Raw genomic sequence first — 25,572 nt, forward strand, 5'->3', positions numbered from 1 at the left:
GCAAGATAAAAAGCGAACAAACATTCGATTATTTGTTTTTTGCTGCTAAAATATATTTTCGTACCATGTTTAAACCATTCATCATGGCGCTGTGCTGGATGTATTGGCGATCCCTCTGAAAATGAAATTCTTTTACTACGGTTTCACCTTCTTTGGTTGCTAAAGCTATCCAAACTGTCCCGACTTTTTTCCCTTCTACTTCAGTTGGTCCAGCCACTCCGGTAAAAGATAGTGCATAATCCGCCCCGGTCTTGTTTTGTGTTTGCCTTGCCATTGCCAAAGCACATTCTTTGCTGACTGCCCCGTGTTCCTCCAAAAGTTTTTCCGAAACCCCTAGTAGTTTCATTTTCATCTCATTTGAGTAGGTGACAAATCCTCCCAAAAGAACTGCCGATGCTCCCGGAACAGCCCCTAGAGTGCTTTGAACCAGTCCCGCTGTCAAACTCTCTGCTACGGCAATTGATTTCCCCTCATTTTTTAATGCAGCAATCGTTTCTTGTGCCAGACTATTTTTTTCTCCGTAGCCGTAAAAATATTCTCCGACTTTTTCCATGATCAGCTTTTCTTTCTGATTCAGGAGCTCCATAGCTTCAGAACCTGTGTTAGTTTTTACTGTTAATCTTAACCGGACCTCATTAGGGGAGGCATAAGGGGCAATCGTTGGATTGTTTTGTTTGGCAATCAGCTCGGATAACTCTGCCACCAGTTGAGATTCGCCGATACCAAAGAAACGCAGCACTCGGGAGGTTAAAAATTCCTTCTGAGGCAGCATTTTCTTTAACAAAGGCACGACTTCATCAAAAAACATCGGCTTTAATTCACTCGGCGGTCCCGGCAAAACTAGATAGGTTTTATCCTTTCGCTGGTAGAACGTTCCGACGGCTAGACCGGTAGGGTTTTGTATGCCCCTGCCATTTTTTATAATCAACGCCTGACGCAGATTGTTTTCAGTGATGCTTCTGCCAAGGGCGTTCATATAGGCCTTGATTTTTTTATCTCCCTCCTCATCCAAGACTAACGGCTCTCCAAGATAATCCGCCAAGACATCCCGGGTAATATCATCTTCTGTCGGCCCGATGCCGCCGCATAAAATAATCAATTCACTGCGCCCGGTGGCTAACTCAATCATTTCTCTTAACCTGACACTGTTATCTCCAACAACAGAATGATGATAAACATCATAGCCAAGCCCCACTAACTCTTCCGATAAAAAAGCCGCATTGGTATTTATCACCTGTCCCATCAGGAGTTCTGTCCCTACTGCAATAATTTCTGATTTCACATTATCCCTCTTTACCATAATAATTTGCACAACACTTACTTTCTCACTATTTAGTAAATTTTAACATACTTTCTTCTGAGGAGATAAGATTGAGAATCAGACAACAAAAAAAGCTGGATATGACTATCCAACTTTTTAAGAAATATTTGCCATTTGCATGAATGGTGCTTCTTTATATAGTTCAGCGGCTTTTTCGTAAAAGAAAAGCACTCTCTCACTAAAAGTATCACTGGAAATTTCATTCAATAGTATTTTTTTGAATTTTTTCTGTTCTTCACCAGAAACTTTTCTTGATAATTGATTTAAAATAACTTCTGCTAAAGAGTCATCTTTAACGAAAAGGCTGCCTAATTCACCTTTAGGACCCACCAAACTTTGAGTATAATTGCTTAATTTAGCCACAATAGACGTGCCGCTGGATATCGCTTCGATATAGGTCAACCCTTGAGATTCAGAAGACGAGGCACTGACAAAAACATCTGCAGCAGTATAATAGTCTCTGACTTCATCACTTTTTTTCTCTCCAGTGAAAATAACGGCATGGGAGACATCTAACTCTTTTGCAAGCATCTCTAGTTCTTCTTTTTGCGGTCCGTCTCCTACAATCACGAACATCGCTTTAGGTTGCGTTTTTAAAATCTTCGGCATACTCTTCAGTATAGCTTCAATATTTTTTTCTTTAGACAGACGACTCAAAGATAAAATCATCGGCTGATGATCAGCGATCCCCAATTCCGCTCGCACGTCCCGACCTTCCGATTGTCGACTAAACTTTTCCAAGTCCACACCTGTTGGGATAATTTTTATCTGACTTGTCACCCCATACTGATGCAGCTGTTTTTCAACTTTGCTGCTCGGAGCAATGATGCCGTCAGCGCTATTGCAAAAATATCGGGATAAATAGGCAACGTGTTGCGGACGGAGCATTTTCCCACCTGCTATATAATGGAGATAATCTTCATACATTGTATGATACGTGTGCAAATGAGGTAAATTCATTTTTTCTGCCACATATTTTCCGACAAAACCTAAACTAAATTCTGTTTGTGTATGAACAACATCTAACTGAAGTTCTCTGGCTATCTTCAATGCTTTTTTCTTGCCTGATATAGCAATGCGCCGATCTTTAAATGACCAAAAAGGAATACTCGGCAAACGTATGATTTGCTCTTCACTCGGCTCCGCCGCCGGATCTGATGTTGTAAAAATATACACTTGATGGCCCGACTTCTCTAAACCTTCTTTTAACGTTTTAATTGATGTCGATACCCCGCTGACTTGCGGGAAATACGTATCTGAAAAAAATCCAATTTTCATAATAATTTCCCCTTTTTTCTTTCATACCACGTGTACTTGATTTCCTATTACACTTATCATACACTCTTTCCAATCAAAAAATATCCAACCAAAGTTGGATATTTCACTCTGTATATAGTTGGAGAGCCATAGATTTAAGCTAAATAGGAGAATAATACCGGATAAAAAGATATGACGCAGGAAATAAAACCTCTCGGACTTCAGAGCAGTTGCTCCGTCTTCCGAGAGGTTTTCCTTAAAAATTATCAAAAAGATGAGCCGGGCTCTGTCAAAAATGTTAGTTCTTCCGAAGTGGAGGGTCTTCCCAGAAGTTCATTTCTGTGAGGGTAACGACCAAACCGCTCAATAATTTCACGGTGTTTGATTTCAAACTCCAGATTATGCTCCAATCCTTCTTCCGAAAAAAGAGCCATGGCTATATCGTGTATTTTCAAAGATTCAGAATGCATAAACGGCATATACAGAAAGGCTTTCTGTTGAACCGGAAGCTGCTCCAACGCCGGATCTTTTAAAGCTTCTTGCGCAAGGACGAGAGCCATGCTGTCATAGGCGAATGAACGAGGGTCCCCGCGGAACATATTTCGTGAAAACTGATCTAGCAAAATAATCTCTGCTAAACGCCCTTGGATAGTTTCTCTCCACTGCCATAGTTCCCCTGCCGCTGCCTGCTGATGCAGCGAACTAAATCTTTGACTGATCCGTTCATCATAATCTGGATTTTTAGTAAACCAGTCTTCAGGTTGAGACTCTTCAAACCAGAATTTTAATACGTCTTGATAACTCATATAATCACTCCTTTGAATGTAGCGCACAAGTACCCATCTCAAAATAAAGTTCCTTTAAAACATTTCAACATGGCGGACTCTGTGTCTTTAATTAAAGAGTAACATATTTTTTAGTCAAAAGTAACCGTCAGTCATGACTTAACAAAACTAGGCTCAGAACACTTGCCAAACCAGTCAAACCAGATTTTTTTAAACTTTAACGATCCAATCTTTAGGCCCTTCTACATCTCCAAATTGTATCCCCGTCAGCAAATCATATAATTTTGTCGTTACTGGACCGACTGCCGTTTCTGAATAAAACACATGGAAATCATCTTTATATTGTATTCCCCCAATAGGTGTGATGACTGCTGCTGTACCGCAAGCTCCGGCCTCTGCATAGTCATCCAGCCTGTCGATGTAAACATCCCCCTCGACCACAGGCATATTCAAATAGTGCTCCGCTAAATGAAGAAGAGAATACTTGGTAATACTTGGCAAAATAGAAGGGGAAGCAGGGGTGACAAACGTCCCATCCTTTGTGATTGCGAAAAAGTTTGCCGAACCCACTTCTTCAATCTTAGTATGTGTGGCAGGGTCCAAATAGATACAATCGCTGAATTGACGTTTTTGGGCTTTATCCCATGGCAAGAAACTGCTGCCATAGTTCCCGCCAACTTTAACCGCTCCCGTCCCATAACTGGCTGCCCGGTCATACTCAGACACTATAAAGTTAGTAGGCGTCAATCCGCCTTTAAAATAAGCCCCTACCGGCATGACAAAAACTGAAAAAATATATTCGTCTGCGGGCTGAACACCGATATTATCTCCCACGCCGATCATATACGGGCGGATGTACAAGCTGCCTTCTGTCCCATAAGGAGGAATCCATTGCTCATTGGCTTTGACTGCTTGCTTGACAGCGTCAATAAATTTTTCTTCCGAAACCACAGGCATCAGCAGACGTTCACAACTTTCCTGCATCCGTTTGGCGTTTCTATCGGGACGGAAAAGCTGGATGTCTCCTGACTTTGTCCGGTAAGCCTTTAATCCTTCAAAGCATGTTTGTCCATAATGAAGGGCTGTTGAGCCTTCGCTGATATGAACTTGGTTATCCTTTGTCAGCTTTCCTTCATCCCATGCCCCGTTTTTCCAATAAGAAATGTAGCGATAATCTGTTTTTATGTAAGAAAAGCCCAGATTATTCCAATCTAAATCAACCAACTGTTTTTTTTGTTCCATCATTCATCCTCTTTTCTTTCATTCTGTTAACAAAAAAACGCCCTGACTTTAGTCAAAGGACGTTATAAAGATAAAATTGCTTCATTTGACGTCCCATTTATTTCAAGCAAAATAGGACTCTAAGAATAGAATCCTTCACTTAGATAATAATAAATAAGATATCAGCGCATCGGGGAATGATTGTCTGTTTGATTGATTTTGTTACTACAGATTGGCACATATCATCATTCCTCCTTTTGATGGTCTAATCTTACCTTACAAATAATGAGAAGTCAATGAGTTTTATCATTGTTTTTTCATAACAGAAGCACTATTTCCTCAAAAGGAAAACGCACTAGGTATTCTTGATGACTAAGCCCTGCAAATTATCTGCCGCTATTTCTGTGGAGTTGATAACTGCTTCAAACCCTTCGTAGATAGCTTTCCATTTGATTACCAACCGTGTGTCCGGCTCATTGATGAATAATTCCTTTAACAAGGCCCGATACAAGTCATCTGTTTTTTCTTCAATATGATTGATCTGGCTAATCATGCTTCCCAAAGTTTTGGAATTTTTAAATTTGGCAAATTCTTTTGTTGCTACAGTTACTCCTTCTGTCGCTTCAACAATATAACCGGCAATTTTTTCTGTTTTCGGACGCAACTCTTCGATGACATAAGTATCAAACAAGTACATTAATGAATTGATACCATCTAGCACATCGTCCAATGTTTCTGTTGCAGAAACAATATCTTCCCGGTCAATAGGAGTAATGAATGAACGGTTCAACTCGTCCAAAATTTCATGGGCGATATCGTCCGCTTCATTTTCTAATTGATGAACCTTTTCTACCTTTTCAGGCACTGTTTTAATATCATAATTTTCTACCATTTCAAACAAAATCTTAGCAGCAGTCTCCCCTTTTGAAGCCAGCTGTGTCAATGCCGCAAAATAATCAAACTCTTTTTTTCTAGCCATTGAAATCCTCCTAAATAGTTACCTTTTTTAAAAAATCATCAAGAAAAATTTTGCCATCAAATAAGCAATTAAACCGCATCCCGGGAACGTCAATATCCAGGCTAACACCATTTCTTTTACAATGGACCAGTTCACACTGGACACTCTTCTCGCAGCACCGACACCCATGATGGCAGTCGTTTTGGTGTGCGTTGTCGAAACAGGAATCCCGCCAAGAGAGCATACGAGCAGTACGATCGCCGTACTTAAATCAGCAGAAAACCCTTGATGTGTTTCCAATTTTGCCATGTCCATTCCTACCGATTTAATAATCCGCATGCCCCCAACTGATGTTCCAAATCCCATGATTAAAGAACAAATAGCCATGACTTCAATCGGAATGATAAATCCGCCGCCGGTCCCTTGCACAAAGCCATTATATGACAGACCTAGCATGAAGACACCCATAAATTTCTGACCGTCTTGCGCGCCGTGTAAAAAGGCATTCGCGGCAGCACCAAAAGCCTGCCCGTTGGAGAAAAACTTATTGGCTTTTCTGCGGTCCACACTTCTGAAAAGTATTGCCAGCATTTTCACAACGAAATACCCGCCAAAAAAACCTGCCAGCGTTGAAAACACCAAACCAACAAGTACCTTTGACCATTCATTCATATTTACAGCGTTTAAACCAGACAATGCCATCGCCGCCCCGGTCAAGCCTGCAATCAGTGCATGACTCTCACTAGTCGGTATCCCAAAATACCAAGCTGCTGTTGCCCACGTGACAATGGCAAACAGTGAGGCAGCCAAGGCAACCTGTGCTTTTGTATGATCATCACCAAATGTCACTATATTACTAATCGTTTCGGCTACTTCCGCGTTGAACAACGTCATCACCAAGGCGCCTAAGAAATTCATCACGACTGCCAGTCTAATTGCAGTTTTTGGCTTTAAGACTCTAGTCGAAATAGCTGTCGCGATTGCGTTGGGAGCATCCGTCCACCCATTGACAAATATCACGCCGATAACAAGAATTATCGTAACGATCAATGCCACGTTGACTGTCCCAGCCGAAAAATCGATACTTTCCAATCATTCCACCCACCCATATAAAATTAATCACTTCTTTCCTATCATATCATAAATATCAGTCTTGGTATCTATTTTTTTGCGAGAAAAAAACGCTTTTATCTGCAGATACTTTTAAAAAGTATTTCAACCCAAAGATGACTTTTGATCACAAATTTATTGCAAATTAAAATCCCATTATGTATAATGAAGAATGTTGAATTGTATCTGGTATCATACATTCAAAGCCACGTTAACGGAGGTGACATACATGCCAAATATTGAATCTGCTATCAAACGCGTTCGTACGACTGAAAAAACGAATACTTTGAATTCTAGTCAAAAAGCTTCAATGCGTACTGCTATCAAAAACTTTGAAAAAGCTATTGAAACAGGCGCTGACAATGTAGCTGATTTACAAAAAACAGCTAACAAAGCTATTGATATGGCTGAATCAAAAGGTTTGATCCATAAAAATAAAGCTGCCCGTGACAAATCACGTCTGCATGCTAAAATGATGACTGCAACTAATAAGTAGTAAGAGAAGGATGACTTCTCTTTTTTTTTGCTTTTTTTCATCACTTATCAGCAAAAAATATTCGCTTAGCGTATGTATACCCCCCCAATCACGACTTTCAGTCGGCTTTATTTTTAAATCCTTCCAAACACCAGCACTTTTCTAAAACAAATCCTCTCACCCGAGAAAACGCTCACAAATCGAATTGTGAATTTTCTCTTTCCGTGATATTATGCAAGTATGGGTTTAAAAAAGGAGGAGAATTTTTATCAAAAGAAAAGTACTTCTAGGGCTCCTTGCCATTTTGTTGGTGGAACTCATAATTCTTGCTGCCGTTTTAATTCATTCAGATGAAAAAAAAGCTACATTAGTCGAACCGCCTACAGAGACCACGGATAAAGTTGTCAGTGGCAGTAAACAAAAAACGAAAAATAAAAAGCAAACGCAGATAGACACCACTCATTGGATATCTTCTGAAGCAGAAATCTCTTTCCCAATTTTAAGGTATCATAGCATTGCCGAAAGTGATGGCTCTCTTTTAAAAATACCTCCCGCAGAGTTTGAAGCCCACATGAACTGGCTGAAAGAAAATGATTATTACACTCTCAGTCCAGAAGAAGCAAAAATTGTGCTGAGCCGAAAGATAAAACCAGCTGAAAAAATAATTTGGCTCACTTTTGATGGGGGTTCGCTGGATAATTATCAGGAGGGCTTTCCTATTTTGAAAGACTTGGAATTAAAAGCCTCTATCAATGTTGTCCAAGACAAACTTGAAACTAATACTTACTGCAATGAGCATGATATGAAAGAAATGGTCAACAGTGGCTACGTCAGCATCGGAAGTCATACCGTCCACCAGTTCGATTTGGATACGATGGCTTTTACAGACCAGCTGGCGGAACTTTCCGAATCAAAAAAACGGCTGGATCAAACACTGAATCAAAAAACGATGCTTCTCAGCTATCCAAACGGCAAATATAACGCAGACTCTATCGAAGCTGCCCAAGAAGCCGGATATACACTGGCCCTCACCATGGAAGCCGGCTTAGCCAGAGCTTCTGACGGCTTGTATGCACTCAAAAGAATCCCTGTTTCCCCCGGTCTGGATGGAGCTTCCTTTGGAAAATTCATTGAAGATTATCTCCTTTATCACTAGCAGTTGTTAGAATAGAAGTAAAATTTTTTTAAAATTTCTCCATATTTTAAAAATAGGCCTATAGTATGATGCAAAAATTTTTGATTTAAGTTATATTCAATATAGAAACAAAAACTTAACCTACCTTATCCAAAGAATATTGCGGAGGAGCTGAATGTCATGAACGTTGCAACTTCAAGAAAAATCATTAACTTTATCTCAATGAGTGGACTCATTGTTTCCATTCTTTTGACTATTTATTTTTTCCAGCTAGGTGTGTTCAATGACATGAATGCTCTCCAGAGCCTTGTCGGCACCTCTACTTTTATCGGCCCGCTGATTTTTATCCTTATCCAGATTGTTCAAGTCGTGATTCCCATTATTCCCGGCGGAATCAGTACGGCTGCTGGGGTATTGATTTTCGGCCCGCTGATGGGTTTTATCTATAACTATGTTGGAATTGTCATCGGTTCGGTTATTATTTTCCTTTTAGGCCGAGCTTATGGGAAACCATTTGTCCTAAGTCTGATCAGCGACAAAACTTATAATAAATATTTGCATTGGCTGGATAATCAGGGACGATTTGACAAATTCTTTTCAGCTGCTATCTTTTTGCCTATGGCCCCTGATGATGCCTTGTGCTTAATGGCTGGTCTGACTAAGATCTCTTTGAAAAAGTTTACCATGATTATTTTGCTTGGCAAACCTCTTTCTATCTTCATGTACAGTATGGCACTGGTACATGGCGGAAACTTACTGGCAGGATTGCTGGGATAATTCAATAGATGACAAAAACCGTCATAGGCTGACGGTTTTTTATTTGTTCCTAGATATAAAAACGGCAAAACCAGCTTGTTCCTTTCTTTCTTAAACGTTCACTGATACAATAAAATAGATGTCGTAACGTTGGAGGGTGCACATGATAGAAACAATCTTAATCAGCCGAGATGGCACGTTAGGGGAAATGTTTAAAACCCGTACCGGAAAAGAATTCATTTATTACCCGGAAGCTTTGACAGCCATCCCCAAGTTGCGAAAAATGGCTCTTGATATTATTGTATTAACTAATCAACCGAAATTTTATACCCCTGAAATCAACCAAAGCAATTTTGTAAACGAACTTTATACGATAGGCATCAACGATGTCTTGATTTGTCCTCATCATAAATTAGAACGCTGCCGGTGTCACAAACCTAGCACAGGATTATTTGAACAAGCTCGAAAAAAACATCACTTGATGCCTGAAAAATGTCTTATGATCGGGGATTCCCTCGAGACAGATATTGCCTTTGCCCATCACGCAGGGATAGACAGCTTATTAGTCACAACTGGCAAGAGTAAGGATTTCACTATTGAACAATTATATAGTGCCCAACTGCAGCCGACTTATATAGCTGAAAATTTGATGAAGGCCGTAGAAATTATTGAGGAACTAAACCACACAAACTATCCTTCCTGACGATTCCACTGTCAAGAAGGATAGTTTTAAATTATTTTGGTTTCTACTGATTTGAGTGGCTAGGGTTTTAACTCTCTTAAGAACTTAGTTCATTTTTAAAATCCGGATTAATTTCTTCATCAAGTTGATTAAAGGCAGAACGCATTCTTTCTTCTACTACCTCAATTGCCCCTTGATTTAGTTTTCCAATATCAGAAATATCAATCGGATCCCCGAATCGAACAGTTACTTTTTTCCTTTTAAACAAACCGCCCAAAGTCAAAGGCCCTTGGTAGACTGCGGGTACGATGGGAACTTTTGCCATTTTGGCAATCAACGCCGCCCCGCCTTTTAATTCTTCAGAGTGACGTGTCCCGCTAGGAAACATAATCAAACTTAATTCGCTGCCTCGCAGATTTTTTACAGGTGTCTTAATGACGCTTGGTCCTGGTTTGTCCCGATCCACAGGAAAAGCATGGGCGTGAACTAAAATCCAGCGAAGAATCGGATTTTTAAACAATTCCGCCTTTGCCATAAAACAAAATTCTTTTGGCGATGCGGCTAAAGCAAAATAAATCGGGTCCCACCATGTGCGGTGAGGACCAACCAATATATAGTTACCTTCAGGCAATTTTTCTTTTTGTTCATAAGACGCACGACCATTGATTATAAAGACAATGATTTTCGCCACTTGACGCATAAATCTAAAAAACATTTTTACCCGCTCCTTCGTTCTCATATAGAAGTCCCTTTAGATTTTACCATAGTTAGCCATTTTTTCGAATAAACTTTTAAAAAATCAGCAACTTTCATGCTATAATGTAACTCGATTATGACGAGGGAGAGAAAAAAATGAAACCCATCATTTATTCCAATGAACGTGTCGACCAATTAGTATCTAAAGGAGTACAGATCATCCAAAGTCCTGAGGTCTTCTCTTTTTCTCTTGACGCTGTGTTATTAGCTCACTTTGCTAAGGTACCAAAAAAAGGAGTGATTGTCGATTTATGTGCCGGAAATGGTGCCGTAGGATTGTTTATCAGCCAAAAAACTAACGGGAAAATCATCGGTGTAGAGTTGCAAGAACGCTTGGCAGATATGGCTAAAAGAAGTATTCAGCTAAACGATTTAGAAGAGCAGATGGATATGTTAGCCATAGACTTAAAAGAAACCACACGCTACATTCCAAAAGACAGTGTGGACTTGGTCGTCTGTAATCCTCCATATTTCAAGGAACTGCCTACTAACACAAAAAATCCTAACCCCCATTTGGCTATCGCCCGACATGAACTTCACACGAATTTAGAAGAAGTCATTGCGATGTCAGCGGGGTTGTTAAAAATGAACGGTAAATTCAGCATGGTACACCGTCCTGAAAGACTGGTGGAAATTTTGCAGCTCATGGACAAACATTTGCTCACGCCTAAACGACTGCAGTTCATTTATCCTAAAAAACACAAAGAAGCCAACGTTTTGCTAATCGAAGGCATTCGCAACGGCAAATCTGGCGGGCTTAAAATTTTGCCTCCACTCTATGTATACAATGAAGATAATCAGTATTTACCGGAAGTCGCAGAGATGCTTTATGGAAAATAAGCCCAAGCATTACTTTTACGTGCTTCAGTGTGCAGATAAAACTTTCTATGGTGGATACACGACTGATGCCTCACGCAGACTGAAGGAACATAACAGCGGCTCAGGCGCTAAATATACCCGCCCGCCAAGTAGACGACCTGCAAAAATGATACATCTGGAAAGTTTTGACACCAGAAGCGATGCAACCAAAGCTGAATATGCCTTCAAGCAACTCACACGCTCACAAAAAGAAGCCTATCTCCGCAAACATCAATCAGACGAAATTTAAATGAGAGAAAAAACATCCCCAAATCTGCTTGTCAGTGTTTGGGGATGTTTTTCATTTGTTTTTTGGTTGTTGCAAATTTTAGTACCAGCCGTTAGCTAACCAAAATTGTTGTGCATTTTCCCATGAACCATATCGGCCAGCAACGTAACTGTCTGCCACTCTTTCCTGATTGCTTTCAGAGTAATCACCATTTAAATAAGAACTATCTAATTGGTAACGACCAATGTAGCGTCCGTTTGTAGCTGAGTAACTGCCGCCAGATTCTCTCATGGCAATCCATTCTTTTGCAGAAGAAGCATTACCTGTATAGCTTGCTTCAGCTGCGGGTGCTGCTGGTGCCGCCGGAGCAGCTTGTTCTGCCACTGGTGCATAAGCAACAGCTGCGTTTTGAAGTGCAGTGTCAACTTCTTTATTATCCGTGTCGAATGTCAAGATTTGTCCTGTCACAATATAGTTAACATCTGAAAGTTTATTTTCATTAGCAATAGTTATATAGTGAGACGCATCTCCATAATATTTTTCTGAGATACTGGACAGTGTTTCTCCGCTTTGAACAGTATGGGAAACTTCGGCTGCACTTACTGAGTTAGCTCCTAAAAAGAATAACGATACACCGGCAACGCTTAGTCCTAAAAATAATTTTGTTAATTTCATAAAATATTTCTCCTTTGATTCCTAAAGTTTATTCCGTGCCATCTCTTTAGCACGTCACCTATTAAAACATAGTAATATTACACAATTTTATTTAAACTATAACAGTTCCGCTCTAAATATGACGATTTGTAATAGATAACCTTAAAATAAAATAATAAATATTTGTTAAAAAACGAGCATGAAACATACTTATTAATAGTTAGCACCGTCATATCAACACTTTATGCCTCACGTTTTTAAAATTAGCAAAAACTTTAAAGTGCATTTTTAACAAAAAAAGAATAACACGTTATAGGTGTTATCCTGTTGAAAATTTACTTTGTTTTATTAAGCAACTGTGCTTTTAAGATAAATAAACTGTTTTTTGACCTATTTATTACGAAGTATTACAATCTTTACTTACATTTTCTCAGAAAAATGATTGGAAATGCTGTGATTTCAACAAAAAAGAAAGAACTGAAAAGCGGATACCCACTTTTCAGTTCTTTCAGTCTTATCAATTAGTTGGAAACAGAGTTGTTTTTCTGCTATTATTCGAGCAATTCAAAACTTTCATTTAATGTGTCTTGAGAGTTTTTCCCTACGAACACGATAAACTCACCAGGTTCAGCATCAAAAGTCATATCTTGCTGATAAAAATATAAATCTTCTCTACACAAGGTAAAGTGAATAGTCTTTTTCTCATTTGCCGCTAATTGAACTTTTTTATATTTTTTCAATTCCTTGACTGGACGAACAACAGAACCAACCACATCCTGAACATACAATTGAACTGTCTCTAGACATGTCCGCTCTGATTCATTCTTTATATCAACGCTGATAGTCAGCTGATCCGTCATTTGTTTTTCATTCAGCACTAAGTTACTATACTGAACATTGCTGTAGCTAAGTCCGTATCCAAAGGGAAAAAGAGCCTCATTTGGACTATCGAGATACTTTGAGATGAATCTGCCTCTATGAGTCGTGCTGTTTAAAGGACGCCCAGTTTTAAATTCATTGTAGTACAGTGGCATTTGCCCGACGGAATGGGGGAAAGACATACTTAAACGACCCGAAGGATTTGTTTTCCCATATAAAATATCTACAATCGCATTGCCCCCTTCTAATCCCGGGAACCACACTTGTAAAATAGCATCCATCTGTTTGACTTCTTCAGTATAGACTAATGGTCGGCCGCTAAAGGAAACCAAAACCGTCTTCTTATCTAATGCAATCATCTGTCTGATAAATTCTTTTTGAATCTCCGGCAAGGTAATATCCGTTCGACTGCCTGCTTCACCACTCTGCATGGTATGCTCTCCCATGGCAAAAATAATGACATCCGCTTCTTTACCCGCAGACAGTGCGTCATCTAATGCCTTGATTCGCTGTTCTGATGTCATACCGACAGAAGCAATTTGTTCTTTTGTCGCCCCAAATTCACCAAGAAATTGGTAATCATCTAGCAAATCACAACCATTTTCAAAGGAAAATTTATCCGGCGATAAGATTTTTTCCATGGCTGCCTTTATGGAAACAACATCAGAGGCCTTGCCATGGACCGCCCAAAGCCCCATGATATCCTGTTTGTCACCGTATGGACCTACTAATAGTATTTTATCTTTGTTAGGCACTAATGGAAGAAGTTCTTCTTCATTTTTTAGTAAAACAATGGCTTCCGAAGCTACTTGACGAGCCAATGCTCTGTTTTCAGGCGTCAGCAGGGTTTGTTCTTCAAGGGCAGGTGTTGCGCCACGGTATGGATCTTCAAATAATCCCAAATCATTTTTTAATTTCAGCACACGCCACACCGCATCATTAACTAATTCCGGATCGATTTTTCCTTCTTTGAGTAATGGTTCCAGCTGATTAGCGTAACAACCGGTTTTCATATCTATGTCATTGGTTGCCTGCATAGCAAGCTGTGTTGCTTCTTTTTCATCTTTAGCTATTCCATGGTCAATCAATTCTCGAACCGCCGCATAATCCGAAATAATGACACCATCAAAGCCCCACTCTTCTCTCAACAAATGTTTTAACAAAAACTCATTGCCCGTGACAGGCACACCATCATAAGTATTAAATGAAGTCATCACAAGCTTGCATCCCGCATCAACAGCGGCTTTGTAACCACTCAAATAATCTTGCCTTAACCGCCGCTCGCTCATATCAACTGTATTATACTCTCGTCCGCCTTCTGCAGCACCATAAGCAGCAAAATGTTTTACGCATGAAGCAATACCTTCCATTACGCCGTCTTTTTCTTTCTGAAGACCTTTGACCATCGCTGTTGCAAAGTCAGCATTCAAAAGAGGATCTTCCCCAGTGGACTCCAAACAGCGTCCCCATCTGGCATCCCGGACTAAATCAATCATTGGAGCAAAGGTAACGTGAGCACCAGCAGAACGAGACTCTTCAGCAGAAACTTCAAATGCCTCACGTATCAACTCCGGATGCCACGTTGCACCTAATCCAAGCGGGATCGGAAACACCGTACGGTAACCGTAGATAATATCAGCCATGAATAATAATGGGATTTTGTGTCGGCTATTAGCTAAGTATTGTTCCTGAACGCGCCTAGTAGTTTCTGAACCCGTAATATTAAGCACAGAACCTGTCAATTTGACAGTTTCCTCAGTAATTCCCAATTTTTGTTTCGGTCCAGTGGACAATTCTTCCCCATGGAAAAAATCCCCTGACAATTGAACTAGCTGCCCCACCTTTTCTGCCCATGATAAGGAATGTAATAATTCAAAAAGTTTGGATTCCTGCATATTAATCTGCCGCCTTTTCTGCTTCTTGCTCCTGTTTGTAGGTACGGTTATCCACCCGCTTGAACCACGGATACCACAGCAATGGAGAAAGAATCAATTGTATGAATAGTTGTAAAAGGATAATAGAAATACTTCCTTGTACCGCCCCGTGGACACCCAACGGCAGGCCGAAAATTGCTTGCACTCCTTTGAATCGTGCAACTATGCCTACTCTAGTCAGTACATAAGCGAAGATCAAGGAAATGGTATTGTTTGTGATAAAGGGTACTGCCAAATCAAAGTTCAACACTAAAGGTGTTCCGAAAATCACCGGTTCAGTAATCCCGAACAACGCAGGGATAAGAGATATTTTCCCCACCTCCCGATATTGTTTACTTTTTGCCCGCAACATCAGCAACACAAGCCCCAAAGCAAGGCCGCCCCAAGTGATGATATTAAAAAATGCAAAACCTACAATATTTGGCGGCGTCAATCCAGCTTGAACGGCTTCTAAATTCTCCACATCCATCGCCATCCATAGAGGCGTGACTAATGGCAAAATAACATTGGTGCCGTGGATACCGAAAAACCATAGGATCTGTTGAATCAGACTTAGCAGAATCATAGCCCCGATAGAACCTCCGATGCCTTTCAGAGGAACTTGAATAACCGTATAGACAAATTGATGCATGCTGCCAAAAGCTGACATGCTGAACATAAAATCAATCAGTATAAATAATGTCCCAATTAAAATAGTTGGAATTAGCGCTTCAAACATTCTTGTCACCATAGGCGGTACACCAGCCGGCATTTTTATCGTCCAGCCGCGGTGTTTGATAGCTAAGTAAAGACGAGCACTGACCAAACCTACAATCATAGCTGAGAATACACCTTGTGCACCTAGCCAAGTGGTTGGAATACCCATAGTTTCATCTGCCATTGGTCCTAAAGGCGTAATGATTAAAAAACTTAGTAGCGAAATAATAGCTGCTGAAATCGGGTCCTCCTTTTCATCCAGTCTCCTTACTAGATGGTAGGCCATCAATACGGCTATATAAATTGCCAAAGCACCTAACGTCACTGTATTTACTTTTGACAACAAACTGACCACATTGGAAAATTTTGCTAAAGAAGGGACCATGCTCATCAAAACGATAAAAAGAACCGAAATAGAACCGATAAAGGCAGGTCCTAACGTTGACATCATCGCCCCTGATATTGCTTGCAAGTAAGGATTGGTGCCCATTTTATCAAACCAAGGGGATAGCCTGTCAAAAAAACCTATGATCTTATCTTTCATTGTTATTCCTCCTACTTCTTGATTAACTCTATTATAGGATAATAACGCTTTCAATTCTTGGCTCTTTTTTACGATAAATCGGAAATCTAATGACTTTTATTTGAAATATTTTTTCCGATAGTGTTGGGGGGAAAGGCCAAAATTTTTATGAAAAACATTGTAGAATGAGCGGATGTTAGAAAAACCGCTGTCCAAACTAATTTCTAAAATCGTGCGGTCACTGTCACGCAGTTCTTTATAGGCCGTTTCTAGACGAACAGAATTTAAATACTCAGTAAATGTGATCCCCATAAATTTTTTATAAAATCTGGAAAAATAGGAAGAATTATAATTAAATTCAGCTGCAACCTCTTCAATAGATAAGTCCCGTGTATAATTTTCTAAAATATACTGGTTGATTTTCCTCATTTTTTCGAGATGTTTCGCTGACTTGACCTCCTTGACTTCCGGTGCTGCATAGGTATGCCGGTCGTAAAGAATCGCAAACATTTCGTAGATACGTGATTTTACAAGAAGGTGATTACTCACTGAGGGTGTGGAAAAATAATGAGCAATTGAGTATAAAATCTCGGTAATATCTGGATGGGTATTCTCAGGATTCAAATCAAATAATATATTCTTATAATATTTCCCGATGGTAATTTCTTGCAAAAAATCCAGAGGAAATTGAAGCGCCAGACACTCAGCCGGAATCGGACTTCTGGAGGAATGAACATGGTTGGAATTAATAAAAAGGCTCTCGTTTCCTTTTAAATGATACTTATTATTATGGAAGCTGACTTCAAGCTCACCTGACAAACAAAACAGCAACTCTGCACTTTCATGCCAATGAGGGGAAATAAAGCGGTCAGGTGACTTTGTCTGAAACGTAAAAATTTTATACGGGTAATTTTCAGTTGGCGTAATCCTTTCATAAAAAAATGGTTTAGACATGTTTGCCCCTCCTAATGTGATACCTTTTTTCCGATAAATCAATCAAACGAGACTACGAAAAAGTGAAACGCTGACTATATGAACTAATATTACTGCCATGCTTTTTATTCCAAAAATCCCAATACATTTTTCAAAAATCTTTTGTTACTGTTACTTACCTCACTCAATTTTACCTATTTTTTACGTTTACCGCAAACTGGTTGACTTACTTTTTTAATAAAAAAAACAGGCAACGAGACAATCTTTCCCGCTAACCTGCTAAAGTTATGAATTCAATGCTTTTCAACTATGGACGCAATTTTGGTTGTCAATAAATCAATCGCTACTTGATTTTCTCCCCCTTGAGGAACAATGATATCAGCATATTTTTTAGTCGGTTCGATAAACTGATGATACATTGGTTTGACCACAGTCAAGTATTGGTGAATCACCGACTCCAGCGTGCGTCCTCTTTCAACCATATCCCGCTTGATTCTGCGAATCAGCCGAATATCATCCTCAGTATCCACATACACTTTGATGTCCATCAAGTCACGCAGACGTTTATCTTCTAAAATCAAAATGCCTTCAATAATGATGACTTCTTTAGGTTCCTGATGTTCAACGTTCCCGCTGCGCGTGTGGGCATCATAGTCATAGACCGGTTTTTCTATCGCTTGATAATTCAACAAAGCACTCAGATGTTCAATCAGCAAGTCTGTATCAAACGCTAATGGATGATCATAATTGGTTTTCAGACGTTCTTCAAACGTGAGATGACTTTGATTCTTGTAATAAGAATCTTGTTCAAACAGAACGATCGAATGTTCTTTTGTGAATTTCTGCAAAATCGCCCGGCTGACACTTGTTTTCCCGCTGCCGGAACCTCCTGTGACACCAATTAACACGGGACTTTTTCTATCCGCCATTAGACTACCTCTTTCATCATTTATTCTTCCTAATAGTAGACTATCTTTTAGCAAGAATCAATTATTTTCTTCCTGTTCAGAAAACGAGGCTAGAATTTTTTTAATTTCTGAACGCACCACTTCATCCTTCTCATGGGCTGAAAGTCTAACTAGAGAGGCTTTCATACTTTCGTCCAACCGAGAACCCATAATTTTGCCGATGGACCAGAAAGCTGTGGCTCTGATATCTGCCCGCGGATCTTTCTCAGCCACCATCAATAAATCAGGCAACGCATTTTTCTGGCGGGCATTGCCTAAAGCGATGATTGCATTCCGCTGAATCGGTTTTTTCCCCCGCCACGAACCAGCCAGATGGCCAAACTTATCCTTGAACTCTTTGTTGGAAATCGTTAAAAGGGGTCTCAGCAGAGGGGTTACGATTTCCGGCTCCGGTTCCATCTCTTTATGGTAATGAGTATCTTTCCCTTGATTGAAAGGGCACACTTGTTGGCAAATATCGCAGCCGTAGATAACCGTACGAATTTTTTCACGATATTCTTCTGGCATCATTCCCCGTGTTTGCGTTTGATAGGATAAACAGCGCTGGCCGTTCATTCTGCCATCCCCAAGGAGTGCACTGGTGGGACATAAATCAATACACTTGGTACATTCTCCGCATTGGCTCTCCATGGGCACATCTTTCTCAAAAGGAATATTTGTGATAATTTCTCCCAAATAAACATAAGAACCAAACTCTTCAGTAATCAGCAAGCCATTTTTCCCGATAAACCCTAAACCCGCTCGTTGCGCTACCGCCACATCAATCAATTCGCCAGTATCCACTATTGGTTTAAATTTAGGCCCTAGCTCGTGCGGAACTTCCTTTTCAATAAACGAAATCAAACGATTCATTCTTTCTCGCAAAATAATATGATAATCCGTCCCCCAAGAGGCTCTGGCAAAACTCCCCCGTCGTTCTCCCCGAATCATTTCTGCTTTCTGAGTCATCTTTGTAGGATAAGCTAACGCTATGGCGATAATTGAACGAGGATCTTCAAAAATTTTTTGAGGATATATTCTTTCCTCGAAATCAGGATGCTCAAACCCGGTCGTATGCCCTGCGTCTTTTTGTTCCCGCAAACTTTCTTCCAAGTGGCTAAAAGGGGCCCCGTCAGTAAATCCGATTTTATCGATGCCGATTTTTTTACTTTCAGCAATGATTTTTTCTTTTAGTGCTTGATTCATTTTCTTTCCCCTGCCATTTTCACTTCATTTTGTTGTCGAAACAAGATTTCGGCAATCTCATAACCGCTACTTAACTTTAAAATGCGACACGAAATTATCTTCTGCCACTTATTTTAACACGACTGTCCCGCAATAAGAAACGATGTATAAAAAAACACCTTCCAAAACACAATAACGAGACGCCGTTTTCACAAACAAAAAACCACCACGGCTGAAAGCCGCAGTGGAAAAAAGGAGTTATTTTACTCTGGAGGAGTAAAATGAAAAATAAAAAGGTTGTTGTTGGTTATGGACTCATAATACTATGCTTTAATTATTTTGTCCACAAAAAAGATTCCACTAATTCTAAATATTCTTATTTTAATAAAATGCTTGTCATACGTTGAATACAGAAGGCTATTTTTTCTGTCATTTCGTCTTGCTTCTCTTCTGCGTTATTGAAATCTTCTATTTTAACACTGGTCCCATCCTCAGATAAGGCATCAGTCATTTCTTGACAGCCTTCCACATACAAAGTATAAGAACGTTCCAGTTTTTTGTGAATTCCAATCACTCTTGCCGGCGCTTTCAGTGATTTAATAACTTCCAATAACTCCTGATACTTCGCAACGCCGTCTTCAAATGATTTTCTGATATCAATGATTTCTTCTGGTTGCAGCTCATCTACATTATTTTCATCGATTGCTGATCGGACAATTTCAAAAAAGGGATGCATCGTTTCTCCCGTTTTTTCCGTGTCTTCAACCACCTGATTTATTTTTTGGATGTAATACGTGAGATTATTTTTTTTCATTTCGTATCCTTTCTTCTGCAATAATATGTCATTGCCCTATTGTACCTTGTTTTCAATATAAAAAAAAGAAGCAGTAAAAAATTACTGCTCCTTTACGTCTTATTTTAATAGAGAAGCTTCCGTTGGAAAAATTTCACGATTTCTACAATTGGCAAAATAGAAAACGAAGCTCCTGCCACAACTGCCCATTGATGGACGTCTAGGTGGGCCACTTGGAACAGATCGTTGAGTCCTGGAACAACGATGGTAGCCGCCAGTAATACAAAAGAAAGCAGCACCGCATAGTTAAATACTTTGTTTCTAAATGGACCAACTTTAAACAAGGAACCATGGACCGACTTCACATTAAAGGCATGGAACAATTGAATCAGCCCCAGCGTCGCAAAGGACATTGTCAAAGCGTCCGCATGAATCATCACTTCATTGCCTTGATGGACTGGGAATCTAATCGCATAGAGGTAAACCCCTAAAGTGATTGCTGCTTCTAGAATTCCTTGATAGATGACACTGCTCAGAATCCCGCCAGAGAAGAAACTGGAGTCCCGTCCTCTCGGCTTTTGCTCCATCACATCTCTTTCAGCCGGCTCTAGACCCAAGGCAATCGCAGGGAAGGTATCTGTCACCACGTTAATCCATAGCAAGTGGACAGGAAGCAAAGTATCCCACCCTAGCAATGTTGCGATGAATAATGTCAATACTTCTCCCAAGTTTGCAGACAACAAATATTGAATCGTCTTTTGAATATTTGAAAAAACTTTACGTCCTTCTTCGACTGCCACGATGATTGTTGAAAAGTCATCATCTGCCAGCACCATATCACTGGCTCCTTTGGATACTTCTGTACCGGTAATTCCCATACCGATACCGATATCTGCTGTTTTCAGTGCAGGCGCATCGTTGACTCCGTCCCCCGTCATTGCAACGACTTTGCCCTTCGTTTGCCACGCTTTGACTATCCGCACTTTATGTTCAGGAGATACACGGGCATAAACAGAATAATGATCCACACGTTCAGCAAATGTTTCATCTGACATTTCATTCAGCTCAGCACCGGTAATCACTGCATCATGCTGCCCTTTTTCAAGAATGCCTAATCGTTCGGCAATCGCCTCAGCTGTGTCTCGGTGGTCACCTGTAATCATCACCGGACGAATACCGGCTCCCTTAGCTACGTGAACAGCTTCTGCAGCTTCTTCCCGCTCTGGGTCGATCATTCCTACCAAGCCGGAAAAAATCAAATCTTTCTCGATTTCTTCGGACACCATGTTTTCTGGTACTTCATCCACATATTTATAAGCCATCGCCAAAACACGCAACGCCTGTTTAGCCAGCTTAGTATTCGTCGTCAAAATCAATTCTTCTTGAATTTTGTCCATTGGCTGAACGTCACCGTTTAAATCAAAGGAGGTGGTCCGTTTCAGTAGTTCGTCTGGTGCCCCTTTGGTAGCTACAAAATAACGGCCGTCTGCCAACTTATGAATAGTTGTCATCAGTTTCCGCTCAGAATCAAAAGGAACTTCCGCAACACGCGGTTCCTTTTCCAGTGCTTGACGCACATCGAAGGTCTTGTCTAAACCATATTGCACCAACGCAGTTTCCGTCGGGTCGCCAATCAGCGTGCCTTCCGCAGAAAACTTAGTGTCATTACAATAATTCATCACTTTTAAGGTCATGTCATCATGGGAAATATCCTTTGTGGATGCCTGAACGTCATTATTCGTAAAAATTTGTTCTACGGTCATTTGATTGATAGTTAAGGTTCCGGTTTTATCTGAACAAATAATATCCGTACTTCCCAAAGTCTCCACTGCTGGCAATTTACGAACCAAAGCATTTCTTTTTGCCATGATTTGTGTCCCTAATGCCAAAACAATCGTAACAATTGCCGGCAATCCTTCAGGAATAGCTGCCACAGCTAAAGATACAGCAGTCAGCAACATATCGACCCAAGTTTTTCCATCACTTAAATTAGCCATCCCTATAGCAAACATGATGACACAAATACCTAGAATAGCAAACGTCAGCCACTTGCCAAGCTGGTTTAAATTTTCTTTTAGCGGCGTATTAGTTTCATCCGCTTGAGCCAGCATGCTGGCAATTTTCCCAACTTCTGTGTTCATTCCAGTACCAATGACAACTCCGACGCCTCGTCCATAAGTCACATTTGTATTCATATAACCCATATTCAGACGGTCGCCAATACCTGTCTCTTCATCTGACAAGACTGCCAAACTTTTTTCTACCGGTACTGATTCGCCAGTCAAAGCCGCTTCTTCTATTTTTAACGAATTAGCTTCAATTAAACGTACATCTGCCGGCATCACATCTCCAGCTTCTAAAAGAACGATATCTCCGGGAACAATTTCAGTACTCTTGACAACTTTCGTATTGCCGTCCCGTAAAATATTTGCATTTGGTGTAGACATATCTCTTAAAGCTTCAATCGCCTGCTCGGCTTTAGCTTCCTGTACAACACCAAAAATCGCCATCAGAAAAACCACTGCAACGATCATACCCGCTTCCGCTACATCTCCCATGGCTCCCGAGACTAGTGCAGCGACCAGCAAGATAACGATCATCAAATCTTTAAATTGATCTAAAAATTTAGAAAACAGTGTTTTTTTCTTTCCCTCATCCAGCTGGTTTTCCCCGTACTCTGCTAGACGTTTGCTAGCCTCTGCCTCACTCAATCCTTCGCGAGTGACGCTGAATTTTTTCAAAACGTCATCTGCAGCTTGAGTATAAAAGGGTTCAACTAATTGTTTTTTCCTTGTTTCCGACATTTCTTTCCTCCTAATTATTTGCCCTTCTATCCATTTAGAATAAAAAAGACTTATGTATGAGCAATAACCTGTTCATACATAAGTCTCACTTTTTAAGACAACACCAGAAATTTCTTTCATGATGGTGATGTTGCCACGGTATCGCATGTCCGCAAGTTACTCCCCTATGGATATATTTCACTACTCATTATACATGAAATAATCGAGGATGCAATATCAGGCCTTGATGAAAAATACAATTTCTATGGCAGCTTTTCCTGCCGCCGTCAGCAATACAAAAATATCATCGTGTGGAAAAATCTTAATAAAGCACAGGAAATAAACGACTGGATTTCATCAAATAGTCCTAGTTACTTCCATGACTATCGTTTTCACATCCGAATATCCTGCTGTTTATCAAGTTTTTTCGACATATAATTATATAATGAGAATTAAATGAAATTTGTTAGACTTTATTTTTCTAATGGATTAAAATAAGTATAGATTTATGAACGAAAAACTTGTAAATAGAGAGGATGGTTAATTTGAACGAACAAGAGTTGTTAGCAAAAGGTTATCGTAAATACATGGGAAAAGAAGTGGACGTCTTTTTCAATGGTAAGATTTGTGCTCATTCTGGTGTCTGTGTCAAAGGAAATCCAGAAGTCTTTAATTTGGACAGAAAACCATGGATTTTAGCTGATAATGCCACAAAAGAAGATTTGACCGCACTGATTGACAAATGTCCTAGTGGTGCGCTGAAATATATCGTAAAGGAGTAATCAAGTGAAAATTTTAGAAGAAACACGACGTTTTCAATTATTGGATGATAATGATGTTGAAATTGGCGAAGTGACATTTTCCATCGCTGGAGACAATCTGCTGATCTTAGACCACACATTTGTGGAAGATGCTTACCGCGGACAAGGTCTAGCAGAGCAATTAGTGGCAAAAGTGGCTGACAAAGCACGAAACGAAGGTAAAAAAATTATTCCTCTATGCCCTTTTGCAAGAAAAGAATTTGAAACAAAAACAGAATATGCCGATGTATGGCGTAAGTAAAGCGTAAGATTTCTCTTACGCTTTTCTTTGGTACCATGTCTTTATTTGTGACACTTCTTCATCAATCATTTCATGTCCGCCATCTGTTATGATAAAGGAGACTTCAGGAAAAGAGTCATTTAAACGGTTCTTCAATTGAAGGATGTTTCCCGGAATGCTGAGTGTGTCATTGGCTCCGGTTGTAATCACAAGCTGATTTTTTTCAGCCTTCTTAGAAAATGTCAGCTTAAATTCTTGCGGGTGCAGCAGCAGTGTCTCGTCTGCAATATCCGGGCGTTCTTGCAGAATTCCCTGAATAAAATTAGCCCCGTTGGAATAACCGATAAAAATAATCTTTGAATACGTAGACCTCAAAGAAAGTCTGTCCCACTCTTCTAGAAATGCAGAGACTGCGTTTTGAAAGTCCGCTACATCTAATTGCTGATTTTCTAAGGGTGCAAAGAATCGGCGATCTTTTCCCTTTCCATTCTCTCCCAGAAAACTTATAATGCTCGCATGAGGGTTAAGCTCTCCTGTCAAAAACAGCAAACTATACTCATTACCCCCTGTTCCGTGAAATAAAACAAATAATTCGTCATGATTTTTTTCTGACATAAAATAGCTCATCGGCTTCCTCCAATCTTGAATAAAGGATGTGATAGTATGAAAAGTTTAGGTCTGCACCATGTTTCTTCTCTAGTGTCCGATAGTCACGTTTCCTATGACTTTTATCATAACATATTGGGGTTGAAACTTTTAATGAAAACTGTCAACCAAGACGACACTTCCATGTACCACTTATTTTTCTCCGACATGGCAGGACGTCCCGGGACAGAGTTTACCGTTTTTCAAATCAATACGTTTAAACAAAACACCTTTGGCACCAACGCCATTGAAAGAACAATCTTCGGTGTTCCCAACAGAGAAGCTCTTGACTATTGGGAAAAACGTCTAGATGACTATTCTATTGAACATTGGGGAATTGAGCAGTACGGCGACAGCAACATTTTGCGTTTTGAAGACCCTGATGGTTTGAAATTGGGCTTTTCGGTGCTTAGACAACCGGAGCATGAATTTTTGCCGAACACATCTAGTGATATCCCTGCTGATTATGCCGTTGCAGGTATTCATTCGATCCATTTGAGGGTACGCTATCCTAAAGCGACACAAAATATTTTAGAACAGTGGTTTGATTTTTTTTTCTCTCAAGAAATTCCCGACCCCCGTTTTCCGGTAACTGTATTAACTAACAAAAACAGTGTTTTCCAACATGAAGTACATCTTATTGAAGATGGCATCAACCCACTGGAAGATCAAGGTATCGGCGGTATCCACCACTTGGCTTTTTATGTAGAGACCCACGAAGACTTGATGGAAATCCAAGAAAAAATCGAAGAAAAAAATATGATAACTTCGGGAATACTTCCTAGAGAATTTTTTGATGCCACTTATTTTAGAGAACCTAACGGGCTGCTTTTTGAAGTGGCCACAAAAACCAGACCTGTCCCATCTGTTGAAGATACGGCCACTATTGACGAGCTGCCTCTTTATTTGCCAGATTTTCTTGAACCGCAACGCCCACGTATTGAAGAAGAACTAACCAATATAGACCGTTATCGAAAAGAGAGATAAACTACGTCTGGAAATGTCATGAAAAAAAC

General features: G+C 40.0%; 25 protein-coding genes. 9 read left to right on the plus strand and 16 right to left on the minus strand.

Features of this window, described 5'->3' with window-relative positions; translation table 11 throughout:
- Positions 1 to 28 precede the first annotated feature (28 nt).
- From CBF29_RS02385 to CBF29_RS02410, 6 genes are all read right to left on the minus strand, one after another.
- Complete coding sequence (locus CBF29_RS02385; RefSeq protein ID WP_126806908.1) at positions 29 to 1,282, minus strand: competence/damage-inducible protein A; 1,254 nt, start codon at positions 1,280 to 1,282, stop codon at positions 29 to 31.
- 135 nt (positions 1,283 to 1,417) lie between these two features.
- The gene (locus CBF29_RS02390) at positions 1,418 to 2,599 is read right to left on the minus strand and encodes a glycosyltransferase family 4 protein (RefSeq protein ID WP_126806911.1); all 1,182 of its coding nucleotides are present in this window, start codon (positions 2,597 to 2,599) and stop codon (positions 1,418 to 1,420) included.
- 245 nt (positions 2,600 to 2,844) lie between these two features.
- A complete protein-coding gene (locus CBF29_RS02395; RefSeq protein ID WP_126806913.1) occupies positions 2,845 to 3,384 on the minus strand; it encodes a DUF924 family protein in 540 nt (179 codons plus the stop codon).
- A gap of 189 nt (positions 3,385 to 3,573) precedes the next feature.
- Entirely contained in the window at positions 3,574 to 4,605 is a 1,032-nt protein-coding gene (locus CBF29_RS02400) for a branched-chain amino acid aminotransferase (protein ID WP_126806916.1), read from the minus strand.
- Between the two features lie 334 nt (positions 4,606 to 4,939).
- Entirely contained in the window at positions 4,940 to 5,563 is a 624-nt protein-coding gene (locus CBF29_RS02405; RefSeq protein WP_126806918.1) for a DUF47 domain-containing protein, read from the minus strand.
- Between the two features lie 27 nt (positions 5,564 to 5,590).
- Positions 5,591 to 6,625: an inorganic phosphate transporter gene (locus CBF29_RS02410; protein ID WP_126807094.1), complete on the minus strand. Its 1,035-nt coding sequence runs from the start codon at positions 6,623 to 6,625 to the stop codon at positions 5,591 to 5,593.
- Positions 6,626 to 6,881: 256 nt separating this feature from the next.
- On the opposite strand from CBF29_RS02410, the gene rpsT reads away from it, so the two are divergent.
- From rpsT to CBF29_RS02430, 4 genes are all read left to right on the plus strand, one after another.
- Positions 6,882 to 7,148, plus strand: coding sequence for a 30S ribosomal protein S20 (rpsT, locus tag CBF29_RS02415; RefSeq protein ID WP_126806920.1), 267 nt, complete (start codon positions 6,882 to 6,884; stop codon positions 7,146 to 7,148).
- Positions 7,149 to 7,437: 289 nt separating this feature from the next.
- The gene (locus CBF29_RS02420) at positions 7,438 to 8,283 is read left to right on the plus strand and encodes a polysaccharide deacetylase family protein (protein WP_245987235.1); all 846 of its coding nucleotides are present in this window, start codon (positions 7,438 to 7,440) and stop codon (positions 8,281 to 8,283) included.
- Positions 8,284 to 8,442: 159 nt separating this feature from the next.
- Positions 8,443 to 9,039, plus strand: coding sequence for a TVP38/TMEM64 family protein (locus tag CBF29_RS02425; protein WP_126806922.1), 597 nt, complete (start codon positions 8,443 to 8,445; stop codon positions 9,037 to 9,039).
- 142 nt (positions 9,040 to 9,181) lie between these two features.
- A complete protein-coding gene (locus tag CBF29_RS02430) occupies positions 9,182 to 9,721 on the plus strand; it encodes an HAD-IIIA family hydrolase (protein WP_126806923.1) in 540 nt (179 codons plus the stop codon).
- Positions 9,722 to 9,797: 76 nt separating this feature from the next.
- On the opposite strand, the gene CBF29_RS02435 is transcribed toward CBF29_RS02430, so the two are convergent.
- Positions 9,798 to 10,415: a lysophospholipid acyltransferase family protein gene (locus CBF29_RS02435; protein WP_126806924.1), complete on the minus strand. Its 618-nt coding sequence runs from the start codon at positions 10,413 to 10,415 to the stop codon at positions 9,798 to 9,800.
- Between the two features lie 146 nt (positions 10,416 to 10,561).
- Between CBF29_RS02435 and CBF29_RS02440 the strand changes: the two genes are divergently transcribed.
- A complete protein-coding gene (locus tag CBF29_RS02440) occupies positions 10,562 to 11,296 on the plus strand; it encodes a tRNA1(Val) (adenine(37)-N6)-methyltransferase (protein ID WP_126807096.1) in 735 nt (244 codons plus the stop codon).
- Positions 11,286 to 11,564, plus strand: coding sequence for a GIY-YIG nuclease family protein (locus CBF29_RS02445; protein WP_126806925.1), 279 nt, complete (start codon positions 11,286 to 11,288; stop codon positions 11,562 to 11,564). The genes CBF29_RS02440 and CBF29_RS02445 overlap by 11 nt, the downstream gene beginning before the upstream one ends.
- Before the next feature lie 78 nt (positions 11,565 to 11,642).
- Here CBF29_RS02445 and apf read toward each other — a convergent pair whose 3' ends face one another.
- The 8 genes from apf to CBF29_RS02485 form a co-directional block, all read right to left on the minus strand.
- Entirely contained in the window at positions 11,643 to 12,218 is a 576-nt protein-coding gene (gene apf / locus CBF29_RS02450; protein ID WP_126806926.1) for an aggregation-promoting factor, read from the minus strand.
- 530 nt (positions 12,219 to 12,748) lie between these two features.
- Complete coding sequence (gene bglX / locus CBF29_RS02455) at positions 12,749 to 14,971, minus strand: beta-glucosidase BglX (protein WP_126806928.1); 2,223 nt, start codon at positions 14,969 to 14,971, stop codon at positions 12,749 to 12,751.
- 1 nt (position 14,972) lies between these two features.
- Complete coding sequence (locus tag CBF29_RS02460; protein ID WP_126806930.1) at positions 14,973 to 16,250, minus strand: PTS sugar transporter subunit IIC; 1,278 nt, start codon at positions 16,248 to 16,250, stop codon at positions 14,973 to 14,975.
- Positions 16,251 to 16,346: 96 nt separating this feature from the next.
- Entirely contained in the window at positions 16,347 to 17,183 is an 837-nt protein-coding gene (locus tag CBF29_RS02465) for a helix-turn-helix transcriptional regulator (protein WP_126806932.1), read from the minus strand.
- A 272-nt stretch (positions 17,184 to 17,455) separates the two neighbouring features.
- Complete coding sequence (gene udk / locus CBF29_RS02470; RefSeq protein WP_126806934.1) at positions 17,456 to 18,091, minus strand: uridine kinase; 636 nt, start codon at positions 18,089 to 18,091, stop codon at positions 17,456 to 17,458.
- Between the two features lie 57 nt (positions 18,092 to 18,148).
- Entirely contained in the window at positions 18,149 to 19,315 is a 1,167-nt protein-coding gene (gene queG, locus CBF29_RS02475) for a tRNA epoxyqueuosine(34) reductase QueG (protein ID WP_126806936.1), read from the minus strand.
- Between the two features lie 355 nt (positions 19,316 to 19,670).
- Entirely contained in the window at positions 19,671 to 20,108 is a 438-nt protein-coding gene (locus CBF29_RS02480; protein WP_126806938.1) for a hypothetical protein, read from the minus strand.
- 104 nt (positions 20,109 to 20,212) lie between these two features.
- Positions 20,213 to 22,891 (minus strand): cation-translocating P-type ATPase, encoded by a 2,679-nt coding sequence (locus tag CBF29_RS02485; protein WP_126806940.1) that lies wholly within the window; start codon positions 22,889 to 22,891, stop codon positions 20,213 to 20,215.
- Between the two features lie 515 nt (positions 22,892 to 23,406).
- Between CBF29_RS02485 and CBF29_RS02490 the strand changes: the two genes are divergently transcribed.
- Together CBF29_RS02490 and CBF29_RS02495 are read left to right on the plus strand one after the other, a co-directional pair.
- On the plus strand, positions 23,407 to 23,652 hold the full coding sequence (locus tag CBF29_RS02490) for a (4Fe-4S)-binding protein (RefSeq protein ID WP_126806942.1): 246 nt from the start codon (positions 23,407 to 23,409) through the stop codon (positions 23,650 to 23,652).
- Positions 23,653 to 23,656: 4 nt separating this feature from the next.
- Positions 23,657 to 23,932: a GNAT family N-acetyltransferase gene (locus CBF29_RS02495; protein WP_126806944.1), complete on the plus strand. Its 276-nt coding sequence runs from the start codon at positions 23,657 to 23,659 to the stop codon at positions 23,930 to 23,932.
- Between the two features lie 15 nt (positions 23,933 to 23,947).
- Here the strand turns inward: CBF29_RS02495 and CBF29_RS02500 are convergent, their stop codons facing one another.
- Positions 23,948 to 24,538, minus strand: coding sequence for an alpha/beta hydrolase (locus CBF29_RS02500; RefSeq protein WP_126806946.1), 591 nt, complete (start codon positions 24,536 to 24,538; stop codon positions 23,948 to 23,950).
- A 36-nt stretch (positions 24,539 to 24,574) separates the two neighbouring features.
- On the opposite strand from CBF29_RS02500, the gene CBF29_RS02505 reads away from it, so the two are divergent.
- Positions 24,575 to 25,543, plus strand: a complete 969-nt coding sequence (locus CBF29_RS02505) for a VOC family protein (protein WP_126806948.1) — start codon at positions 24,575 to 24,577, stop codon at positions 25,541 to 25,543.
- The last annotated feature ends 29 nt before the right edge of the window (positions 25,544 to 25,572 follow it).

The sequence above is a fragment of the Vagococcus elongatus genome (genome assembly GCF_003987645.1).
In the GTDB taxonomy this organism is placed as follows: Bacteria; Bacillota; Bacilli; order Lactobacillales; family Vagococcaceae; genus Vagococcus_A; species Vagococcus_A elongatus.

What these genes read in the sequence shown, in the direction of transcription:
- CBF29_RS02480 (WP_126806938.1), bottom strand. Translation starts at nt 20,108, where the DNA reads ATGAAAAAAAATAATCTCACGTATTACATCCAAAAAATAAATCAGGTG.
- CBF29_RS02425 (WP_126806922.1), top strand. Translation starts at nt 8,443, where the DNA reads ATGAACGTTGCAACTTCAAGAAAAATCATTAACTTTATCTCAATGAGT.
- udk (WP_126806934.1), bottom strand. Translation starts at nt 18,091, where the DNA reads ATGGCGGATAGAAAAAGTCCCGTGTTAATTGGTGTCACAGGAGGTTCC.
- CBF29_RS02390 (WP_126806911.1), bottom strand. Translation starts at nt 2,599, where the DNA reads ATGAAAATTGGATTTTTTTCAGATACGTATTTCCCGCAAGTCAGCGGG.
- CBF29_RS02405 (WP_126806918.1), bottom strand. Translation starts at nt 5,563, where the DNA reads ATGGCTAGAAAAAAAGAGTTTGATTATTTTGCGGCATTGACACAGCTG.
- CBF29_RS02395 (WP_126806913.1), bottom strand. Translation starts at nt 3,384, where the DNA reads ATGAGTTATCAAGACGTATTAAAATTCTGGTTTGAAGAGTCTCAACCT.
- CBF29_RS02490 (WP_126806942.1), top strand. Translation starts at nt 23,407, where the DNA reads ATGGTTAATTTGAACGAACAAGAGTTGTTAGCAAAAGGTTATCGTAAA.
- CBF29_RS02460 (WP_126806930.1), bottom strand. Translation starts at nt 16,250, where the DNA reads ATGAAAGATAAGATCATAGGTTTTTTTGACAGGCTATCCCCTTGGTTT.
- CBF29_RS02430 (WP_126806923.1), top strand. Translation starts at nt 9,182, where the DNA reads ATGATAGAAACAATCTTAATCAGCCGAGATGGCACGTTAGGGGAAATG.
- bglX (WP_126806928.1), bottom strand. Translation starts at nt 14,971, where the DNA reads ATGCAGGAATCCAAACTTTTTGAATTATTACATTCCTTATCATGGGCA.
- CBF29_RS02465 (WP_126806932.1), bottom strand. Translation starts at nt 17,183, where the DNA reads ATGTCTAAACCATTTTTTTATGAAAGGATTACGCCAACTGAAAATTAC.
- queG (WP_126806936.1), bottom strand. Translation starts at nt 19,315, where the DNA reads ATGAATCAAGCACTAAAAGAAAAAATCATTGCTGAAAGTAAAAAAATC.
- rpsT (WP_126806920.1), top strand. Translation starts at nt 6,882, where the DNA reads ATGCCAAATATTGAATCTGCTATCAAACGCGTTCGTACGACTGAAAAA.
- CBF29_RS02400 (WP_126806916.1), bottom strand. Translation starts at nt 4,605, where the DNA reads ATGGAACAAAAAAAACAGTTGGTTGATTTAGATTGGAATAATCTGGGC.
- CBF29_RS02435 (WP_126806924.1), bottom strand. Translation starts at nt 10,415, where the DNA reads ATGTTTTTTAGATTTATGCGTCAAGTGGCGAAAATCATTGTCTTTATA.
- apf (WP_126806926.1), bottom strand. Translation starts at nt 12,218, where the DNA reads ATGAAATTAACAAAATTATTTTTAGGACTAAGCGTTGCCGGTGTATCG.
- CBF29_RS02445 (WP_126806925.1), top strand. Translation starts at nt 11,286, where the DNA reads ATGGAAAATAAGCCCAAGCATTACTTTTACGTGCTTCAGTGTGCAGAT.
- CBF29_RS02505 (WP_126806948.1), top strand. Translation starts at nt 24,575, where the DNA reads ATGAAAAGTTTAGGTCTGCACCATGTTTCTTCTCTAGTGTCCGATAGT.
- CBF29_RS02485 (WP_126806940.1), bottom strand. Translation starts at nt 22,891, where the DNA reads ATGTCGGAAACAAGGAAAAAACAATTAGTTGAACCCTTTTATACTCAA.
- CBF29_RS02500 (WP_126806946.1), bottom strand. Translation starts at nt 24,538, where the DNA reads ATGAGCTATTTTATGTCAGAAAAAAATCATGACGAATTATTTGTTTTA.